Genomic DNA, 20,738 nt, shown 5'->3' on the forward strand with positions numbered 1-20,738 from the left:
GGGCTCGGGGCCGGCGAAAACGGAGAAAAACGGAACGGCAGCCACCAGATGGCTAGAAGACCTCGAAGATCGACGGCAGCACGTCGGGCATGACGTACACGAAGACCATTGTCCAGAAGCCGACGAAGGCCGCGTAGTAGACCAGCGGAATTAGGTTCAGTCGCATGACCCGTCCCTCCTGGCCGACCAGGCCGACGGTCGCGAGCGCAGCAACGATGTTGTGGATTGCGATAAGGTTCCCGATCGCGCCGCCGACAGCTTGCCCGCCCACGATCAGTTGCGTCGGGAGGCCGAGTTCTGACGCCGCTTCGAACTGGAACGCGCCGAAGGTGATGTTGGAAGTGGTGTTCGACCCCGTCATCGCCGCAGCGAGAGCGCCGATCAACGCCGCAATGGCGGGATAGACCGGTCCGAACGCGTTCGCCGTCGCGACCGCGAGCACCTCGATCATGCTCCCGACCGCGGGCGCTCCCGGCGCTTCACCGGACAGGAGCATCACTTGCACCATCGCGATGACGAATACAAGCGCGATAAACGGCGCCACGATCTTCTCGCCGGCCTCGCGCCAGGCGTTGCTGATCTGTCCGCCGCTCATGCCGAACAACGGGATGGCGACGAGCGCGCTGACGACCAGCCACATCCCGGGTGCGTGTCCCCACGCGATCGCCGCACTATGGGGGGTCCCCAAGATGCTCGACCACTCGATGACGAACAGCGAACTGTTGAAGAACTCCGTGACGGGATCGAACACACGCGTGACGACCAGCAACACGATGAGAAAGAGGTACGGCGACCAGGCCTTCAACAGCGTCATCGACTGCCCGCCGTCAGCCGCGGCCGCGGCTCCGGAGGCGGTCCCGGTGCCGGCGCCGTTCTCGCCCGGTTCGATCGTGCCGACCCAGGAACTGGGCCACTCCTCGCGGGGCGGGAAGTCCCACTCCTCCTCTGGGAGGAAGTAACCGGCCCTGAGCGTCGGGACGACGATCGCGGCGCCGACCATGGATCCGATCAGCGACGGGAACTCGGCGGTGAGAAACCAGGCCGACAGCCAATAGGGGATCGCGAACGAGATCCCTGCGAACAGACACAGCGGCCAGACGTCCACAGCCGGCTGGATCGAGCGTTCCTCACCGAAGAAGTACACGACCATTCCGACCGCAAACAGCGGCATGACGAAGCCGACCAGCGCGTGGTAGGTCGCCGCCCACGCGGCCACCTGGACCGAGTACTCTGCGACCGTCATCCCCTGGGACGAGATGGCTTCCTGCGTGAACGAGACGCTCGACAGCGGTTCCTGAATGCCGACGATGATCGGCGTGCCGACCGCGCCGTAGGTCACGGCGATGATGTGTCCGATGATGGCCGCGATCACGGCCGCGAGTGCCGGGAAGCCGAGCGCGAGCAACAGCGGGGCGACGACCGCCGCGGGCGTCCCGAACCCGGCGGCTCCTTCGATGAACGTCGCGAGCAGGAAGCCGAGGAGAACGACCTGCACGCGGCGGTCGTCCGAGATGGTTGCGAAACCCCGATTGATCCGCTCGAACGCGCCGGCCTGCATCAGCGTATAGAGCAGGACGAGCGCGCCGAAGACGATCCAAAGGATCTCGAGGGCCGTCATCACTCCGACAATCGACGCGGCCGCGAGATAGTCTGGCGGATTGTTCCACACGACGTAGCCGACGCCGAGCGCGACCAGCCAGGCGATCGGCATCGCACGCGTCGCCGGCCATAACAGCCCGACGATCAGCACGGCGACGATGAGCAGCGGCAACGCCGCGGCGACGATTTCGACTACCATCGCTCGCCCACCTCCGTAGAACGGATCGAAGCAGCGGTTATCCGACCGATACCCGGATTTACGTCTGGTGAGATCACAGGTGGATTGGACATTGGAAACATCCCACACTCTCGTATCATAATGATATTAATAAAAATGATGGTTATTCGTCTGATCGAATGTATGATCACCAATCTTGATCAAATGTAGTCCTGAGCCGAACCGTTGACAAAACAGAGGAGTTCATTCGAGTTCACTATTCGGAGAGTATTTGCGTCGTCGGAGCATTGTCCTTCGATTACTATCCATTACTAACTAACTATTCAATAAGTACATAAATAGACCGGTTGAGAACATAACCAGCCCACGGACCAGTGAGTAAATCGACACATACGCAGCGTCCCGCCAGACTTGACAGACCTGTAGTGTGAGTCGTCTCGCTTCCGTCTAAACAGGGTTTTCGGTATGAAATCAGAAGGGATCGTCTCAGCGGACAGCGGTGAAGAGTCAGTGTCGAGTGCCAAGTGTGCCGACGAGTTCAATACCCGCCCAGCTAGCGGCCCAGGTCGTGGACGACGAGGTAAACCGCTTGTGGCTGTCACAGGAGTTTGTTTTAGTTATTTTAATTGATGACGAAACCAAAAAGACTATGATTGACTGAATAGTCAGTAAACACATGCAGTCCTCCGATCTACCCGTCGGAGTGGAACAGCCTCCCGAAGCCATCCGAAGTCAAGAAGGGCAACTCTCGCCGTTTGACTGGTACGCTGAGATGCGTGCTGAGGACCCGGTTCGGTTCGATGAGCAGCGAGAGATGTGGGATATATTCCGGTACGAGGATGTTGACCGCGTGCTGAAGGATCACGACGCGTTTACGGCTCGCCGAACGCGGGAAGACAACGAGTTCTCGAGTGACGCCGAAGACGATACGGGAATGCTCCAGACGATGATCACGGCTGATCCGCCGGAACACAACCGGCTTCGAGGATTTGTCGACGAGCGATTCCAGCCGGGGTCAATCCGGGAGTACCAACCTCGAGTGGAGGCGGTGACCGAGGACGTATTAGACGCGCTTGCGGGCGAGGAACAGTTCGACTTCGTCGACGAGTTTGCGATTCCGTTTCCCGTTACAGTCATCGCCGAATTACTGGGCATCCCTGCTGAACGTCGCGATCAGTTCAAAGCGTGGTCGGATGCGCTCATTGCGCGGCCTAAAAACGGCACTCAAACGGAGATACAGCGGATTCAGCAGGAGCGCCAGCAGGCCCGACAGGAGATGAGTGACTACTTCACGAAATTAGTGGCAGAGCGACGCGGAGGCGACGGTGACGACTTTATCACGCTCGCAGCGAACACGGAGGAACTATCCAGGGAGGAGAAAGTCGGATTCTGTATACTCTTGCTCCTCGCGGGTAACATCACCACGACGAATCTCCTCACCAACGCGATCTGGTCCCTCGAAGAACAGGGATTGACGGATGCGGTTCGTACGGGAGCGATCGGCCGTAAACAGGTCATCGAAGAGGTACTTCGATACCGGTCTCCGGTCCAATCACTAAATCGTATTGCCATAGCGGATGTCGAGCTAAACGGAAAACAGATTCAGGCCGGAGATGCCGTCACGCTCTGGCTGGGAGCCGCAAACCGCGATTCGGAGGTCTTCGATACACCCGAAGAATTTCGGCCTGAGCGGCGTCCGAACCGGCACATGGCGTTCGGAATGGGCGTTCACTTCTGCTTAGGCGCACATCTCGCACGGATGGAAGCAGACGTCGCCATGCAGCAACTGCTCGAACGCTTCGACCGGCTGGATGCGGATCTCTCGAATCTCGATCCGCTATACAGTCTATACGGTCTCAAATCGCTCCCCTGTGAGGTGAATAGAACCGCTTCACCTGCAAAATAACTCTCTCGACGGCTTCGCGTACTCTACACCCACTACCACGCCGTTTCCGAGCGATCGCCGCACTAACCGGGCAGGACGAAACGCAGAGAGGCGGCTCTCAGTCGGCTGTCTGGCCGCCGTCGACGGGGAGCGTATGACCAGTAATATACGACGCATCAGCGGAATAGAGGAACGCAGCCGCACCGGCCATCTCCGCCGGCTTTGCGACGCGGTCCATCGGGACATCGGTCATTGCCGACGTATCGAACGGCATCGACGTAGGGTCGGTATCGGTTCCCGGCGAATTGGTCTGGATGTTCGTTTTCGTCGGGCCTGGTGCTATCGCATTGATCCGAATCCCTCTCGAGGCATACTCGAGGGCAACCGTTTTGGTGAGATCGACGACGCCGTGTTTACTGGCCGAATAGCTGGCGAGTCCGCCCATCCCTACTAATTCGGACTCGGATGCTGTGTTACCGATCGCACCGCTTCCCTGCTCCTCCATGACGGGGAGCTCGGCCTTCAGACACGCCCAGATGCCTTTCAGATTGATCTCGAGGAGTGTGTCCCACTGGTCTTCTCCGATGTCGGTTACCTCGGCAAACCCCGTGAGGATGCCCGCATTGTTGTGCGCGAAATCGAGGCTTCCGTACGTGTCGACTGCGATATCGACCATTCGCTTGACCGACTCGAAATCGGAGACATCCACTTCGACGAAGGTCGCGTCACCGTCGGCGTCCTCGATTACGTCGACTGTTTCACGACCGGTTTCCGTAGCGATATCCGCGACACTCACATTTGCTCCTTCCGCAGCGAAACGTTTTGCCGACGCACGTCCAATTCCGGATCCCGCTCCCGTTACCACGGCTGTCTTCCCATCTAATCCATTCACGATTATACCTCGGGGCTAACTAACTGTTCAGTAAATAAGTCCCTTTGGCTGTGGGTGATCGGTGACAATAGTTCCACTCGCACTGACCGCTCACTTGTCCAGCAGTACTCGTCGTAACGAGTGAAATCAGCCTATTCAGTGGATATGGGAACAATACATTGTTTTGAGGATTGTAGTGGCAGCACCGTTATCCGAAGTACTCACAATTCAATTACTAATTAGTCAGTCAATAAATTGGGGCAAGGAATATTTACGAGATATCGCTACTAACGGCATTTAGCGGATTATTTTGGGCTAATTAGTTGGTATTATCTGGAGAATTCGTTGGTGGGTCATAACGGTTATCAAACCGTAGAGTAAAGCAGTATCAAATGGGTGATCCATGGGACGAGGCCTTCTCGGAGCGACACGAGGAGATCATGCAGGCGGTCTATCGGGCCCTTCACAAACACGGCTATGCTGACCTGACGATGAAACGAATTGCAGACGAATACGGTAAATCAACGGCTGCAGTACACTACTACTACAATACGAAAGACGAACTCCTTGCGGCTTTTCTCGATTACGTCCTGAAGGAGTTTGCCGATTCGATCCAAGATATCAAGACGACTGACGCAGAAGAGCGGCTTGAACTACTGCTCGATCAGCTCCTCGTCAAACCGCAGGAAGGGTTGGACCTTCCGATAGCGTTGCTCGAAATGCGGAGTCAGGCACCTTACCAGGATGTCTTTCGCGACCGATTTCAGCAAAACGACGAGTACATTCAGTATACGCTCAAAGCGGTTATCAACCACGGCATCGACGAAGGTGTCTTCAACGACGTGGACGCTGCCCACGTGACCCACTCGTTGATGACCATCGTTGACGGTGCCCGTACTCGAGCAGTCGTTCTAAACGATATCGAGGAACTCGAAACAGCGCGTCAGACTGCGAGTGAATATGTCGACGCGATGTTACTGTGACGAACTCGGCACTGTCTATCTGCGTCTGTTTGAGGACCGAACAGTCGTTGTGTTACTTGGGGAATACTGAAAACCTGCTTAACGAGAGCTATAGCGGCTATCTAGGAGAACCATGGGAAAACAAGTGGACGGAGAATACGCTACGAGCGTTGCCATTCGTCTCCACGAAATGGGGTGCCCGTTCAGGAGTCACTACCAATGTCGTTGAATTATAGTAGCAACTGAAACGGTTTACTCACTAATCGTACAGCTGTCGTACGGTCAGATGTGCACTGACTTTCAGTGGCTACTATCGGTGCTGAACGTTCGTAGGGGGTGGTCCAAAACCGGATACACACAGAGGAATCATATTCTCGGACGGTATCTGAAAGACTCCAGCCGCGGGGTCGCCCTACAGCGTCGGCAATAACAACCCCCTAAGCCATTGTTATTCGAAATCATCAATCGCGTTTGGTATTCTTCAGTACCGTGGTTTCCGACAACAAGTTCGAAGAAAGCGGTGGTGATTACTCACGGCCGAGTTCATAGTCGAACTCGTCGAACACACGGAGTGGAACGTTTCCGAGTGGCGCGAACCGTGTGAGCGATGTCCCTGATTTACGGGTCTCGGTTACCATCCCTTCTCTATCTGTTTCCCGTTACCGCAGCTCTGATGGCGTGTTTCTAAGATCCAAAGAATGCAAAACTGCGGCCGGACCGCTTCTGAAATGACGATCAGCGTGAGAAACGGGGACCGGAATGAGACGTGACTCAGCCGAACATCTGCCGCATTACCGGATGCATTTCCATTAACTGCTCTTCGGCTATTTCCTCGTATAGCTTGTACGTGATACTCACCGTAAGCAAGAGCGATGTGCCAGAGACGCCGCCGATCGTTCCGAGCATATTCGCGAGCACAGCAAGCAACCCAACAAGAACACCACCAATGATAGCTAACTGCGGGATATAGCGCTCAAGAACTCGTTCCATCACCTTGGAATTCTGCCGGAAACCAGGAATCTGCATTCCGGAGTTCAGAATCTGATTGGCCGTTGCCTTGGGACCCATATCGGCGGTCTCGACCCAGAAAATCGAAAAAATCGCCCCGCCAGCGATCATGAATACGAGATCGATGAACACACGTAGTAAGATCTGCCACGGGGAATGACCGGCAGCACCTGCCCACCACATCCACTGTTGAGGGCTGTGAATCGGATTGAGGTAATAGAACAGGCCGTCGATGGGCTGGCCATTCGAATTATAGACGCCGAGCCACGTCGGCAAGCCGTCGCGCAACTGACTGTGCAATAGCTGGCCGAAGAACTGGATATTGGACTGGATTGCCCGGACAAAGATCATCGGTAGAACGCTTGCGTAGATGAGTTTCACCGGAAACTTCCCGCGAGCGCCTTTTACCCGTGCATGCGAGAGGGGGATCTCGACGCGAACACTTTCGGCATACACGACAAGTCCGAAGATGAGGAGGGTTGTGAACAATGGAAGGAGATTTCCAACCCCGAATATCAGCGACTGAAGGCCGTATGCTGTAAATGGGGATCCCACTGAAACATCACCGATCAGTATTCGAACCCACGTCGTGAGGATGCCGGAATCCTGTCCGGTAATACCGGGGACCGCGATGAGCCCACCAACGAGTTTCTGGCTTACGCCGGCGACAATGAACAGGCCGAGACCGCTCCCAACACCCCACTTGCTGATGACTTCGTCCATAAGCAGGACGAGAACGCCGCCAACAGCGATTTGGAAGAAGATCAACCACTTGATCACTCCCAGTGAGACCCCCAGTGTTTGAGCGAGTTGCGGGTCTGCGGGAAGGAACCCGCCAGCGAATACCATTGGCAGTCCGGTAAGGCAGATCATTACGAGGACGAGAAACTTTTGTAATCCCTGGTACAGCGCCTGATCGCGGGGATCCTCCGTATCAAGCCCGAGCAAATTCGCCCCGCCAAGCAACTGCAAGACGATGCTCGCTGTCACGATCGGACCGATTCCAAGTTGAAGAACCGTCCCCTGACCGCCCGCGAGTATCGATCGGAATTGAGCGAAGATATCGCTTCCCTGGTTTGCACCAAAAAGGTAGATATTAGACAGGAAGAAGTACAGCACAAGTGTTCCCGCCGTCCACGCGAGTTTCCGTCGAAAAGGAACGTGGCCCTCAGGGCTACGAACGGCCGGCATCCGGACAAGGATAGGCTCAGCGGTTTCTTTCCAACTCATAAATCCCGTTCAGCGTGGCAACGTAATTCACAACAATGCGACCGTCGGAGACAGACGGCAGTACTGTTTCCTCTCATGGATTGTGATAGCGTTGTCACTCTAGCGCGGTTGGGCGACAGCGAAACGAGACTATTCGCTCCCTGCCACCGTAGCTAATACGACTGAGTGACGTTCGAATAGAGGTTGATGAGTCGGGGACAAAAATACTACTGTTTTGGCTGTGGCAGCGGTTCTTCGGGCGGCACTGCTTCTAGTATGCGTAGTGAGTGACGGCGACCGGCTCGATCAAATGCCCCAACGGATGTTTCATCCCACGGCGGGACAGCAACGAAGACGATCTCATGCAAGTCGTCACGTTTGGTCAATCGAAGCTCCGAAAACGGGTGCGTGACGAATCGTCCCTGCGTGCGCTGAGGCGGTGTATGCAGATCAACTCCGAAGACGGAACTGACCGAGTTCGGCTGTTCTGGCAGATACAGATGGGTGAAAACTGGCGTCATGTCGAATACGCCATCAGCACCGTTCAACTCGCCTGCAGGTGTCGTTGCAAGACCGATTGAAAGCGAGTTCGGCTCAGCTTGACGGGCAAGTTGAAAGAGCGTCTCGAGAAGAGACCGTGTGATGTAGATTTCCCGTTTGGGACGGGTGGGTAGGTGGTCGGTATCCGATACTGGTTCTGCAGATTGTTGTGTATGGTTCTTGAAAACAGCACCAGTGACGGTGATTACACCGACTATTCCGAGGTCTAGATCAGTCCACATTCCCAATCCGGACACGGTCTGCTTCGACACGATATCGAGAAGAATCCCGATCGCTCCCGAAATCACGAGGAGCGTCCCAACGAGAAATACGGTCGTTGAAAGGGGTGATTCGAAGCGGTCACTGATCGAGGGCATAGTGAAACCAACCTAACGGTGCGAGTTATACGTTCCTGTTCACACTCGCGAAAACACCTGCTCGTTGACAAGGCCGCGAAAACGTACAATGTGAGATGGTGCTGTGGGTCCCGGTGACTGCGGAAACGAATAGAGCCAGCAAGGGAAGGCTAAGCTACCGTTCACGTGACACCATCTGCAGGTGCCGCACTCGAGACCCCCATCTGATTTCAAACGGCGTTGGCATCCGACGCTGAGCCGCCGAACGATCCGTATCTGTGAAAATGAGCACCTCACCGATACAACGAGTAATCAGGGCTACCGAGCCGGGAGAGAGTACTTCGGAAACAATCACTTAGTCGTTGTTACGATGTGGCTGCGGAGGTGGATCGGGGGTTGAATATTTTCCGGATGATCTGCCGGGAAGCCATCGAACAGAGGAAGTACCAGACGATCCACGTCGACATCGGCCCAAAGAGAGCCTCTTGCCACGACACAGCACCAGCAATCGGAACGACCATTCCCGATTCTGAAACTCCCAAGTGACCGCCCCGCACCTTCCATCGGAGCCAGAGAAACACTGGAACTGTCAACAGCATTATCCAGACCATCGGTCGAAGCTGCACTTTGAACATCCCCAGCTGGTCACTCGCGGCTTCCATCTGTTCTTCCTGGATCTGCTCAAGCGCCTCCTCATCACCGCGTTCCTTGGCCGCCTCCCTCCGTTCTTTCAAGTCGTTCATCCGTTCCTGATACTGCTGGAGTTTCTCGGTATCCATCAGCCTCGATTGCAAGAGGGTCGAATAGAGTCCGGTCACTATAGCAAGCAACAGTATCACAATATGAAACGGAAGGTGCGCTGTGATCGGCGCAAGCAGGACGTTATCGAACGATGCGATGAAATCTCGAATACCAGTGTTCCAATAGCCGGTGAAGAGAGCCAGCGCAGTTATCCCCGCCGCTTTATCGTACCAGTCCCACGACACGGACTCAATGTCGATGCTACTGCTCTCGTTGGAGACGGAACGATCGGTTACTCCTAACCGCTGTTCCAGTTCGTCGGGGTTCGCCAGTGTAAATCCGGTTCCCCCCGCGACAAGCACTTCTTCTCGGATCAACCGTCCCCACTGACTACTCGATACTGCATCACTCACGTCACTCCACTGAAGCTCTTCAGTACCGCCGTCGCTCCGCTCGAGGATAATAGCGATCGACTCACGCATCGCTGGATTCCCAATAAACTCCTCTAACTGCTCTCCGGGCATACAGTTACTTCGATGGTTGAATCGGACGGTTATCAACTCTTCCGTTTAGATCGTTCCAGATAGACCTTCCAAGCAGGTGAACAGTCGCAGCGTCGACCACCGTTTCTCTGACAACCACTGAGTGGTTGTTACCTCACGGTTAGCTCGAATTGACCATCGGAGCGTCGGTGGGGTTCAAAAGACGCTTTGGAATGCTGCGGTGCCGTCACCTTCGTTGAAACGCATTGGAGTTCCATTACTTATACAGAACATTGGCACAACGAGCGCCGATATGCGTGGTTTCGATGGATTCATCCGATTTGCAGCGTGATCCCGAAGAGATGAGAACACCGAGTCGTCATCAAACGATCTCGATGCATCACTGGCGAGTACGAGTGGGGCACGCATAGATCGATGGCGTCCGCGATCCTCGTTCTTCCGATCGCACTACTGGCGGCCCTATTCATGTCGTTCACAGTCGGCGGGAACAGCAACTCGGCACCCGTGGCTCCCGCCGTCGGTGCAAACGCACTTTCGGTTCTCCGAGCAGCTCTCCTGGTCGGCGTGGTAGCCGGATTCGGCGCGATACTACAGGGCGGCAGTATCTCCGAGACGATCGGCAAAGATCTCGTCACCGATGTCACGATCACACCGCTTGCAGCAACAGCGGCCTTGTTGACCGCTGCAAGCCTGATCACGATCGGGAACTCGTATGGGATTCCAATCCCGTCTGCATTCACCGTTACCGGAGCGATGGTCGGTGTCGGAATCGCACTGGGCGGTGGTTTCGCAGTCCACGAATACATCGTCATTCTCGAGTTCTGGTTTGCGATTCCCATTGTGGAGGGCGTTCTCGCATACGGGCTCGCACGCGGCCTCCAAAGCGACCGTCTTCCCGAAACCGTCGGGATCCCGTTCCTTGCTGGCGCAGTCGGTTACGCGCTGGCGAACATCCAGCTAACAATCATCCCATCACCGAGCGGCGCACAGGGATCGGTCGCTCGATATCTCGCCACCACGTACGATCTACTCCCAACTCCCGTCGTCGGCTCCTACACGCTGGGGATGATTGCCGTAAGCGTCATCGGTGGCCTCGTTGCACTTGCCGCTACACGGGCCCTACTACAGCGAGACGAGGCGACCGGGATCAATCAGTTCCTCGTCGCGCTGGGGCTTATCGTCGTGTTCACGAGTGGAGGCACGCAGGTCGGGTTGGCGACCGGGCCACTCGAGACGATCTTCGAAACGACCCTGCAGATGCCCGCAATTTTCTTACTTGCGCTCGGTGGCGGCGGAATTCTCCTGGGCGCATGGATCCGAGGTCCGCGACTCGTTCAGGCAGTCTCGAACGAGTACGCAACACTCGGGCCGAGGCGCTCGATTGCAGCCCTCATACCCGCGTTTTTAATTGCACAGCTCGCAATCGTCCTGGGGATTCCGATCTCGTTCAACAAAGTGATGATCGCGAGTATCGTCGGGAGCGGACTCGCCGCGGACTCGTCGAGTGGGAGCGGTGTCTCACCACGAAAAGTGGGCATTACGGTCGGATCCTGGGTCGGATCGATGCTGGGGGCTGGAATTATTAGCTACGCACTCTACCTCCTCTTGAACGCGCTGCTTGGCGGTGGATAGGTCAGAAAACGAGTCGATCGATGGTCTCTGAGTCGAAACCGATTTTATTGAGCCTCCGTTCATTCCGCAGTATGGGGCACAATATGAGACTCGACTACGCAACGTATACCAAGCGAGGGTTCCTTCTCGGGGTCGCCCTTTTTCTCCTCGGTGCGATCGGAACTGCAGTCGGCCCTTCCCTCATCGGACAACTCCCCGGCTGGGAACAGACTGCACTCTTCGATTCGATGGTGATCGGTATCGCAACAGGGTTTTTCTCCGTCTTCGGATTCGGAATCTTCCTCCCGCTTACGGACTAAGTCCCGAAGAGAGCAGTTCGTTGGGGTCATGTATACAGCTCCCACACCCTACCGACTACTATTCAACAGATCAGATGTCAATATGATCGGGATGATTCCAAAGAGCCGTATCCAGACTGCTTCAACGGATCAATCTCTGCTCCGTCAATCAGAGACTGCCGTCAGGGTGTTGCTTCGACATCCGACTCACGCGACACAACCTGCCAATTGGACGGCGAAAGCTCGTTCGCATCGAACCCTTCGTTTTCGGGATACGCCGTGAGAACGAGGTATTCAGCCCGGTCAGCCAGGTATTTGACCAAGATTTGTAGATTGTCGCTTGCGAGCCCACCGAGACCATCCAGAAGCATCACCGGTACCCGCTGGCCGACTTCGAACGCTTCGTGACCGGCAAGCGCCGCGACAATTCCGAGCAACTCCCGTTCGCCCTCACTCAGCGCGTCCAGTTGAGCCTCGCGTCCTTCGCGTGCAACAACGAGATCAAATGAACTCGTGAGACGTGCCGTCTCAAATCCTGTATCGAACTGTTCGAGCAAATCCGTAAGCGCCGACGAGAAAGCCTCACGCGTCCGACGCTTGATTTCTTCCTTGCGATTACGGAGGTCCGCGATATCGGCGGCCAACGCGTCATACTCCTCTTCGAGCGTATCGCGTTGTTCCGCAAAGGACTCCGATTCGTCGAGTTCAGCGCGTGCATCAGCTAGTTCCGCCTCGGTGTACTTGATCTCGCTTTCGAGATCGGTGATGCGATCGTCAGTCGAATCGACTTCCGCCTCGAGTTCGGTGATCCGAGAGTCGAGGTCGTCTCGTCGCTCCTGTGCTAATTCGAGGCTCTCTTCTGTCTCAGCAAGTCGGGATTCCAAGTCTCCAATGCGGTCGGTCAAGTCGGTCTCCCGGCGCTGTGCCGTCTTGAACTCGTCTTGTTTCGCTTCGAGTTCGTCGACGCGATCTTGTATCTCGGCAGCTTGTGAGCGGAGTTCAGCGATCCGATCATCGAGTACGGATAGTTGCGCCTCGAGATCGTCGCGTGTCGCGTCGTTTCCGCAGAGCCAACACGTCACTGAATCCGCTAGCATATCGTGAGAGACCGCCGTCAGTAGTTCGACACGCCCTTCATCGAGCACCCGCTTGTTCGCCTCGTAGACCGACTGCAATAGTTCCCTGTCTCGTTCGATATCGCGGAGATCATCGTTGAGTTGTTCGAGTTCAGTCTCGACCGCATCACCCGAGTGCACGGTAAGCGACTCCAGTTCGGCGCGTTTTTCCGAGAGGGTGTCGCGAACGCGCTCGGCGGTCGTCTCGAGACGGTCGATTTTCGCCGTCAGTCGGTCCCGTTCCGCTCGGAAGTCACTGAGTTGTTCGCGAGCGTCGCTTTCGGCACCAGCGTCAGAATCGAGGTTCTCGCGTTCAGTCCGCAACTCCTCGAGATCACCCTCTAGACCAGTGACTCGCTGCTGGAGTTGTGGGAGGCGATCAGCGGCTTGTGCGGCCCGCTCGAGTTCGTGTTCGACCTGATCGCGTTCAGCCCGTAGATCCGCTATTTGTTCGTCGATATTCTCGAAATCCAGGGGTTGCGTGAGAGCCGACTCTACGTTCTTGCCGACTCGAACTGCGTGTCGAATCTCGTTTTCCTCGCCGAGGAAGGCAAATAATGACGCACAGATGCGATCGTATTCCTCATCGAGGTAGGGGTTGCCAGACCGCGAGACGGTCCCGTTCGTTCGTTCTAACTCGACAACGACTTCGTCGTTGTCATCGTCAGTTTCCAAAACGGCTCGACCGGTTGACTGTCCTTCGGTCAACGGCTTCACGGTGCCGAAGGCGGTCTTTATTCCCGCGAGAAAGCTCGATTTACCTTGCCAATTACTCGCGCGGACTGCATTGACCCCGGGCTCAATGGAGGCCGCACCCTCTCGAATACCCGCGATATTCTCGAGCGAAAGATGCCACGTCATGGTTAGAACGGCACAACGACAGCCGATTCCAAGAGGGATTCACCGAGGAACGTCGTTTGAAGCGCTTCGGCGACCATGTAGGGGGCTGCAATAACTGACAACTTGTTGCTGAGACGTTCTCTCACTGGCTCTTCAGGCTCATTTTCGGCGTGTGCATCACACACATATCCGCGTTCGACGGCATCCTCAAAGGGCACCCGGACAGAACAGTCCGGACAACTCAGTTTGACCTGCACGTCGACTTCGGCTTGCTCCGCATCTCGGAGACGCTCTTTCGACGCAAGCGATGAGAGCACGGACCGTGCTTTTTCGACAGTTCGATCTCGCGCCATCTGGACGGTGTTCGCTTCCCAATCCGTTTCAGCTGGCGTCGTCTCTTTTTCGGCCTCAAGACAGCCTTTGAGGTGGTGACGCATCGTGCTCCACGACACCATTTTATCCGTAATATTGTCAATATCAAGCCCATCAGTAGCGAGATCAGCAGCTAGCTCGTCACGCTGAATGTCCGCGTCACCGGTGATAACCTCGTATTCGCGGTCTATATGGAGAGACACCGTGTCGCGTCCGTGCTCTTCGTACAACTGTTTCAGGAGTCGTTTGTTGAACCACTCGGTGAGGGCTTTGTATCCGTCAGCGGACCGGCCATCGGATCCAGTCCATCGTGCTACAAGATACTCATCGACAGATTCGTGTCCTACGTCGGGCACTGTCAGGCCGTGGCGTTCAATAAGAGAATCGATCTTGCAACCCATTGGTTTGGTCTACACGAAGGGTGGGTCTGCCAGTTAATAAACGTGATTACTGGGGAACGGATGAACGATCCGCGACACTCACCGATATCTGCGTATCCAACCGTTCGAGAAGTTACGTATCGCTCGCGGGGCACTGTCTAGTTTAGCCCCTCCGCTAGCGTCTGTCCGTTGAGTGACTGATTCGGCCGCTGCGTGTTATAGTAGTGTACGAACTGTTCAAGCTATTCTCTGACGCTCGCCCGACTGCTGACCCATGAGTTATGGAAGCGGTCAATCCGCATTTTGAGGGTATGAAACCACTTTTCGATGTGGTTTCGATCGACATAGTTGAGGTGACTGCTCAATCCTAATCGAGAGAGGGCAGTCAGATAGCCAGCACCATCGACGAGAAATTCAGCGTCGGAGAGATCGTGTTTCTCGGTAAGTCCATGCAGAAACGCAGCAGCTGGATCGGTGCCTCGCCGTCCAAAGAGCGCTACATCGAGAATGAGCTTCGTGTCAAGGTCTATTGCNTGGATCGGTGCCTCGCCGTCCAAAGAGCGCTACATCGAGAATGAGCTTCGTGTCAAGGTCTATTGCAGCGTACACCCAAGATCGGATGCTAGTAATCCTGACAGCGGTTTCATCAACCGCGACCCGCGACGGCTGCGCCGTCCTCAGAACGCAAAGCGTTCTGATGGGCCGCACGAGAGCGCCGCTCTCGTGGACGTCAGCGGGTCTGGGACGCTGTCAGCCAGGCGATGTACCCAGTGCCAGATTGCTTGATGAGAGCGTTCAACGCCGAGTGAGCGAAGAATCGCTTGTGTTTCTCGAAGCGAACAACCGGTCGCGTGGAGCCGGACGGCGAACGCTCCCAACATTCATCAAATTCCGCCGCGTAGCTCTTGCTGAGCAGGTCTGCGAGCATGGATTCAAACTAACTCTACGACCTGCTCGTTCCTCAAACTGCGCTAACTAGACGGTGCCATGTCGTACTCATACTCCTCACGGCGAGCGGCGTCAGCCGTGATCAAATAGGGTAGTTCACATATAACTCACAGACTTTTTCACGCGATTATTCCCTCATTATCTTCATCAATAAGTAAGTGTTTCCGATTACCATCGAGAATATTTTTATAGATTATTCTCGCGGTTGGTGCATGGTCTCAGATGATCCAGAAGACAGCATTGACGACAGGGAGCAGTACGACGTGACGACCTGGGAAGAGCGAACGAGACTCGATCATCTTGCGGTCAGGGCCTCCGGATTCATTGGTCGGTGGTGGGTTTTCCTCGCGGCTGTGATCGCCATACTCTTTGCCGCACACCCACTTGGGGCCGTCGGGACCGAGCTGGTCCAGTATCCGTGGCTCGGCGGCGTGATGGTGCTCTCTCTGGTGGGAGGTCTGCTTATCGTCTGGTATATCCGACGGATTAATCCGACGACGGTCTCGCGCAAAGCGCTAGTCGTAACGTTCCTCCTCGGCGGGGCATTCGCCGGCATCGCCATCCTGGTTGAGGGCAGTCTTCAGTCTATCATCGACCATATTCCTCTCATTGGGACGGCTCTGACCTTACTCCTGGTCGTCGGGCCGGTCGAAGAACTCGTGAAGTGGGCGGCTGTCCGGCTATATGCTTTCGAGCGTTCGAGCTTTCGGACAGCTCTTGATGGGGCACTTTACGGGGCCGCCGCGGGGCTGGGCTTTGCTGCCTTAGAGAGTTCGGAATACATCGCAAGGGCAGTTGCACAAGGCTCGGCGAGCGATCCAGCACTCTCACTGGCCGTGGGCGGGGCGATCGGGCGGGTGCCCGCTGTGCCGCTCCACGTGTTCCTTACTGCCTTGGCCGGGTATTACCTCGGCCTCGCGAAGGCCAATCCAGAGTCGTATGCTCCCATTGTCATCAAGGGATTGCTCATCGCCGCGGTCCTCCACGGAATCTACGATACCCTCGTGACGTACCTCCCGGGCGTCGTCGGACTTGTCGTCGCAGTCGTCTACGTTGGTGGTATCGGACTATTGCTGTATAAGAAGCTCTCTCGGTACCAGCAGCAGGCACCCAGTGATGGCTCACCTGCACCGACGACGGCGGGTTCGTAGGTCATACCCTCGTACTGCGAACCCGGCTAAAGGATGGTGGTGTTGTTTGCTCCTCAGAGAGGTGAGAGGATCCGACGATGTCAGAGACTGCTTGCACTGTTGAGTCACTGACGCCACAACAACGCCTCGAGTCGCTCGAATCCCCCGCTCATTGACACGGGAATCGCGATGACCATCGGTATGGAGACTCTTCGATCATGTGTCGCCTACGAAACCCAGTACCAACAACGCCTTTCGTTCCTCAACCAGATTGCCCGGCGAGCAGAGAAACTCCGTGAGGAGAGCAGACTCACTCAGTGGCCGTGCAGTGTGAGAATCAGCTGACCAGCGGGTACGGCGTCACTACGCATCCCACGTCGCCGGTTGGAACGTCCTTTCCACCGAGTGACCTATATAGTGAACTAGGACTGTAATCGCTCAATGAGCCCGATTCAGTCACGTGAGTAGACCTGATGCTATTAGGTCGTTGTTATGATTGCCGTGAGCATGATAATACTCCCCGCAATCTCACTCATAGGTTGTAATTTCTGTTGAATTTAGTACTCCCTATAGATGCTACTTATCGAATACCGAACATGTATTCATTACTAAACGAATACCTACCCAGTGGACATAGCGAGTGGTTCGACTATGACCAACCCAACTGAAACGCGACTCAAGACACGCATTGGACGACGATCGTACCTCCGAGCAGCTGCCACGGCAGGAATCGCCGGTGCAGCACTTGGAAGCATCGGAACGGCTGCGGCACAGGACGACGCAGAGGCGACGAGCCAGTACAACGTCGGCCACGAGACCGAGGCAGGAAGAGCGCATGCGAGAGATATCGCGCTGGAAGTTCACCACGAGTTCGAAGCGCTGGATATCACCACGGTCGAAGTTACAGAGAGCGACCTCGACGCCCTCGGTGACCATGAGGATATTCGATTCGTCGAAGAGAACATCGAGCGGAGCCTCGATCTCCCTGACACCGATCCTGACAACCAAATACAAGAGGAACTCGAAGCCGAGCAATGGAAGCCCTGGGGAATCGAACGAGTTGGTGCGCTTGCGGCGCACGAACGAGATGAGACCGGGTGTGGCGTCCACGTTGCGGTCATCGATACCGGCATCGACCCCACGCACGAGGACCTGCATGCCAACATCGGCGAGGGTGTTGCCTTCGTCGAGACCACGGCCGAGAGCGATGAAGCGTGGGCCGATGACGACGGCCACGGCACGCACGTCTCGGGGACGATCGCCGCAGTCGATAACGACTTTGGAGTCGTCGGCATGAGTCCATCCGCGACGCTCCATCCGGTGAAGGTGCTCGATAACCAGGGAACTGGAACCGATGCGGACATAGCTGCTGGTATCATGCATGCGGCACGAAAAGGCTACGACATCGCCAATCTTAGCGTGGGCGAACCAGAGACAACGCAGACACAAACCGAGGCTGTCAAGTTCGCTCACGAGGAGGGGCTCCTGCTCGTTGCGGCGACTGGGAATGACGGTCACCCGCCGGTGGACTACCCTGCGGACCTCGATGAAGTGATTGGTGTAAGTGCGATCGCGAAAGACGATTCGCTTGCATCGTTTTCGAACACGGGCCCCGAAGTGAACCTGACCGCTCCTGGTACTCTCGTGCTATCGACGATGCCTGGAAATCAGTATGGGGTCATGGAAGGCACCTCGATGGCAACACCGCACGTGACGGGTTCGGCAGCGTTGCTGGCCGCACATGGCCTCTCTAACGATGAAATCCGCGAACTCCTCACCGCATCCGCAGAAAACATCGGACTTGGGCCCGACCAGCAAGGGTCCGGGCTTGTCAACGCGAATGCTGCCCTCGAGGAGGTCGAGAAACTGGAAGGAAAGGCACTGGCCAAGTAACAACGCCACCTGTGATACAATCATTTTTCGCGGTTTGCGGTTGCTATTGACCGGAGGTCTCCTCACATTGGCTGGAAACTGAGTAGTCTTAGTGAAGCCTTCTCAGTGATGGTTTTCAGCTGACCTGCTGCATACATAGTGCGGATGTAGCACGAGATTCGGCTCGGATTCGTGGGTTACCCCATTCGATTGGCTGCAATGCCAATATTGACATGTATACGAGTCGGATGATTGTCACATGAGTACGGGCGAGGGTGACGTGTCACGGACAAGGGCGTGGTTGCTGGCTGCCCGCCCGCAGACCTTGCCCGCAGCCGCGGCACCAGTTATCGTCGGTGCGGGACTCGCAACCCATGAGAGCGTTTTCGAACTGTTGCCCGCGCTGATGGCGTTCGTCGGTATCGCGTTGATCCAGATTGGAACGAACTTCGCGAACGACTACTACGACGCGATCAGAGGTGTGGACACCGAGGATCGGGAGGGATTCACTCGTGTCACGCAAGCGGGGATCATTCCTGCTCGGCAGGTCAAACTTGCAGCGTTCGCGATGTTCGCGCTGGCGATCTGCTCCGGTTCCTATCTGGTTTCCATCGGCGGTGTGCCGATCATCGTCTTCGGACTCATAAGCGTCTTCTGTGGATGGGCCTATACCGGTGGTCCGTATCCGCTTGGCTATCACGGTCTCGGTGATCTCCTCGTCTTCATCTTCTTTGGTATCGTCGCCGTCGTCGGCACCTACTACATACAGGTCGTTTCCGCGGTCGAACCGTTTGTAATGACGATTCCTGACGGAACCGTCACCCGGCAGGCGTTCCTCGCGAGCCTTCCCATTGCCGGGCTCTCCACAGCGATGATCGTCGTGAACAACGTTCGCGACATGGAAACTGATGCCGAGACCGGCAAACGCACGCTCGCCGTCCGCCTCGGCTACCGTGGGAGTCGCATCGAGTTCACCGCGATGCTCTCGCTCGCGTACCTCACGCCGATCTGGTTCTGGCTCGGTGGGGGGTTCGGCGCGAGCATCTTGCTCCCGCTCGTTTCGCTTCCCTACGCAGTGATGATCTCACGGACAGTCTGGTCCAGAACCGACGGTAAGGCGCTCAACCCGGCGCTCGAGGCGACCGGCAAACTTCTGGCGCTCTACGCGGTGCTGTTTGCCGTAGGGCTGGTGATGTAAGCTCGACCTCGACCTCCTGGAGACGTGACCTGTGTTGGGGCAGATCAACAATCGAGAATGAAGTTTCGTGAAATTACGCTGATGTGTGTCGTCTACAACATCAAACGTGCTATTAAACAGTGAAATCCAACGCAGTATGGCGATTCAACAGAGCCGAGGATACAAAATAAAGCAATGCGACTCTGACACCATCTCGGTAACTTTGCACACGTAGTTAGCGAACTGCCCGACTCACTTTCAGGTATCATTCTGCATAAATAAATCGGGCTACTACATACTGATGATTTTTAGTACGATAAGGAGGCCAAACAGCGGCAATCCCTTCTCCCACTCCTCAAGAGGTCTTTCTCGTGATCGAGTCACTTATCGAATAAATGACCATCACATAGAGAACAGCCCGATCGCGTCCATCGTGCTGGACTCGTCGACGAGTTCAGTGGTCACCGAATCGCACAGACTCACGCTTGAGGATGCACTTCAACAGCGAGCAGACATCAAATAGCCGACATCATTACTCAAGTTCAGTGACCCACTTGCGAAGATCGGCGGCCAATTCGCCGTTCTCTGTTGCGCCAGCATAGACGCGCAGTGCTGCCTGAGCTGTCGGATTATCGCCGGGAGCGATCACTTTCGCTTCGCTAGGATCGCATATTTGGGTGAGAGTTCCGTTGACAACATTGCAGACCAAAGCCATGAATGTCAAAGCTACAGATTTCGTTTTCCAGACCGTGACTGATTTCAGCACATCGGTACCGTTCTATCGTGATACACTCGGACTAGAGCCGGAGTTGGTAGATGACGAAAATGGATGGGCGGAGTTTTCTCTCCCACCGACCACGCTCGCACTCGGAGAGGAAAGCCCGCAGATGCCCTTCACACCGGGAGAAAGTGGCAGTGGTGTCGCAATGGCAGTTGATGATGTCGAAACGGCCACCGATGAACTTCAAGATGAAGGGGTAACTATCCTGATGGACCCCATCGACAGTGGTGTGTGCCATATGTCAATAATTGCTGATCCGGACGGTAATCCAATCTCCTCCATAGGCGCAACGATGGCACCTCCGGACGGGTTGATCCGTTCCCCTGAGTCTGAATGGTCGCAGGAGATAGGTAAACCATGA

At 55.8% G+C, this 20,738-nt stretch carries 15 protein-coding genes and 1 pseudogene; 8 read left to right on the forward strand and 8 right to left on the reverse strand.

The genetic code is table 11. The annotated features are described in order from the left end of the window. Positions 1-52: 52 nt before the first annotated feature. The gene (locus C484_RS01180; protein ID WP_006824148.1) at positions 53-1,798 is read right to left on the reverse strand and encodes an L-lactate permease; all 1,746 of its coding nucleotides are present in this window, start codon (positions 1,796-1,798) and stop codon (positions 53-55) included. A gap of 655 nt (positions 1,799-2,453) precedes the next feature. On the opposite strand from C484_RS01180, the gene C484_RS01185 reads away from it, so the two are divergent. Further along, a complete protein-coding gene (locus C484_RS01185) occupies positions 2,454-3,683 on the forward strand; it encodes a cytochrome P450 (protein ID WP_049914949.1) in 1,230 nt (409 codons plus the stop codon). Positions 3,684-3,780: 97 nt separating this feature from the next. On the opposite strand, the gene C484_RS01190 is transcribed toward C484_RS01185, so the two are convergent. Next, complete coding sequence (locus C484_RS01190; RefSeq protein ID WP_049914950.1) at positions 3,781-4,554, reverse strand: SDR family NAD(P)-dependent oxidoreductase; 774 nt, start codon at positions 4,552-4,554, stop codon at positions 3,781-3,783. Between the two features lie 371 nt (positions 4,555-4,925). Here C484_RS01190 and C484_RS01195 point away from each other — a divergent pair, with 371 nt between their 5' ends. Then, the gene (locus C484_RS01195) at positions 4,926-5,516 is read left to right on the forward strand and encodes a TetR/AcrR family transcriptional regulator (RefSeq protein ID WP_006824151.1); all 591 of its coding nucleotides are present in this window, start codon (positions 4,926-4,928) and stop codon (positions 5,514-5,516) included. A gap of 750 nt (positions 5,517-6,266) precedes the next feature. Here C484_RS01195 and secY read toward each other — a convergent pair. From secY to C484_RS01210, 3 genes are all read right to left on the reverse strand, one after another. Continuing rightward, a complete protein-coding gene (gene secY, locus C484_RS01200; RefSeq protein WP_006824152.1) occupies positions 6,267-7,733 on the reverse strand; it encodes a preprotein translocase subunit SecY in 1,467 nt (488 codons plus the stop codon). A 206-nt stretch (positions 7,734-7,939) separates the two neighbouring features. Then, positions 7,940-8,629: a hypothetical protein gene (locus C484_RS24855; protein WP_394295292.1), complete on the reverse strand. Its 690-nt coding sequence runs from the start codon at positions 8,627-8,629 to the stop codon at positions 7,940-7,942. Between the two features lie 344 nt (positions 8,630-8,973). After that, entirely contained in the window at positions 8,974-9,873 is a 900-nt protein-coding gene (locus tag C484_RS01210) for a DUF106 domain-containing protein (RefSeq protein WP_006824154.1), read from the reverse strand. A gap of 393 nt (positions 9,874-10,266) precedes the next feature. On the opposite strand from C484_RS01210, the gene C484_RS01215 reads away from it, so the two are divergent. Then, the gene (locus C484_RS01215) at positions 10,267-11,484 is read left to right on the forward strand and encodes an inorganic phosphate transporter (protein WP_006824155.1); all 1,218 of its coding nucleotides are present in this window, start codon (positions 10,267-10,269) and stop codon (positions 11,482-11,484) included. A gap of 71 nt (positions 11,485-11,555) precedes the next feature. Next, positions 11,556-11,783, forward strand: a complete 228-nt coding sequence (locus C484_RS01220) for a DUF7860 family protein (RefSeq protein WP_049914951.1) — start codon at positions 11,556-11,558, stop codon at positions 11,781-11,783. Between the two features lie 161 nt (positions 11,784-11,944). Here C484_RS01220 and C484_RS01225 read toward each other — a convergent pair whose 3' ends face one another. From C484_RS01225 to C484_RS21905, 3 genes and pseudogenes are all read right to left on the reverse strand, one after another. Beyond that, entirely contained in the window at positions 11,945-13,738 is a 1,794-nt protein-coding gene (locus C484_RS01225; protein ID WP_006824157.1) for an archaea-specific SMC-related protein, read from the reverse strand. A gap of 2 nt (positions 13,739-13,740) precedes the next feature. Beyond that, positions 13,741-14,490: a rod-determining factor RdfA gene (gene rdfA / locus C484_RS01230; protein WP_006824158.1), complete on the reverse strand. Its 750-nt coding sequence runs from the start codon at positions 14,488-14,490 to the stop codon at positions 13,741-13,743. Between the two features lie 137 nt (positions 14,491-14,627). Further along, positions 14,628-15,397, reverse strand: a pseudogene (locus C484_RS21905) (IS6 family transposase). Positions 15,398-15,629: 232 nt separating this feature from the next. Between C484_RS21905 and C484_RS01245 the strand changes: the two are divergent. The 4 genes from C484_RS01245 (at position 15,630) to C484_RS21915 (ending at position 20,738) form a co-directional block, all read left to right on the forward strand. Continuing rightward, positions 15,630-16,568, forward strand: a complete 939-nt coding sequence (locus tag C484_RS01245; protein WP_049914952.1) for a PrsW family intramembrane metalloprotease — start codon at positions 15,630-15,632, stop codon at positions 16,566-16,568. Positions 16,569-17,198: 630 nt separating this feature from the next. Beyond that, positions 17,199-18,440 carry a S8 family peptidase gene (locus C484_RS01250; RefSeq protein WP_006824162.1) on the forward strand — a complete coding sequence of 414 codons (1,242 nt, stop codon included), beginning with the start codon at positions 17,199-17,201 and terminating at the stop codon, positions 18,438-18,440. A gap of 238 nt (positions 18,441-18,678) precedes the next feature. Beyond that, positions 18,679-19,617 carry a 1,4-dihydroxy-2-naphthoate polyprenyltransferase gene (locus C484_RS01255; protein ID WP_049914953.1) on the forward strand — a complete coding sequence of 313 codons (939 nt, stop codon included), beginning with the start codon at positions 18,679-18,681 and terminating at the stop codon, positions 19,615-19,617. Between the two features lie 677 nt (positions 19,618-20,294). Next, positions 20,295-20,738, forward strand: coding sequence for a VOC family protein (locus C484_RS21915; protein ID WP_152422643.1), 444 nt, complete (start codon positions 20,295-20,297; stop codon positions 20,736-20,738).

The organism is Natrialba taiwanensis DSM 12281, assembly GCF_000337595.1.
GTDB classification, from domain to species: Archaea; Halobacteriota; Halobacteria; order Halobacteriales; family Natrialbaceae; genus Natrialba; species Natrialba taiwanensis.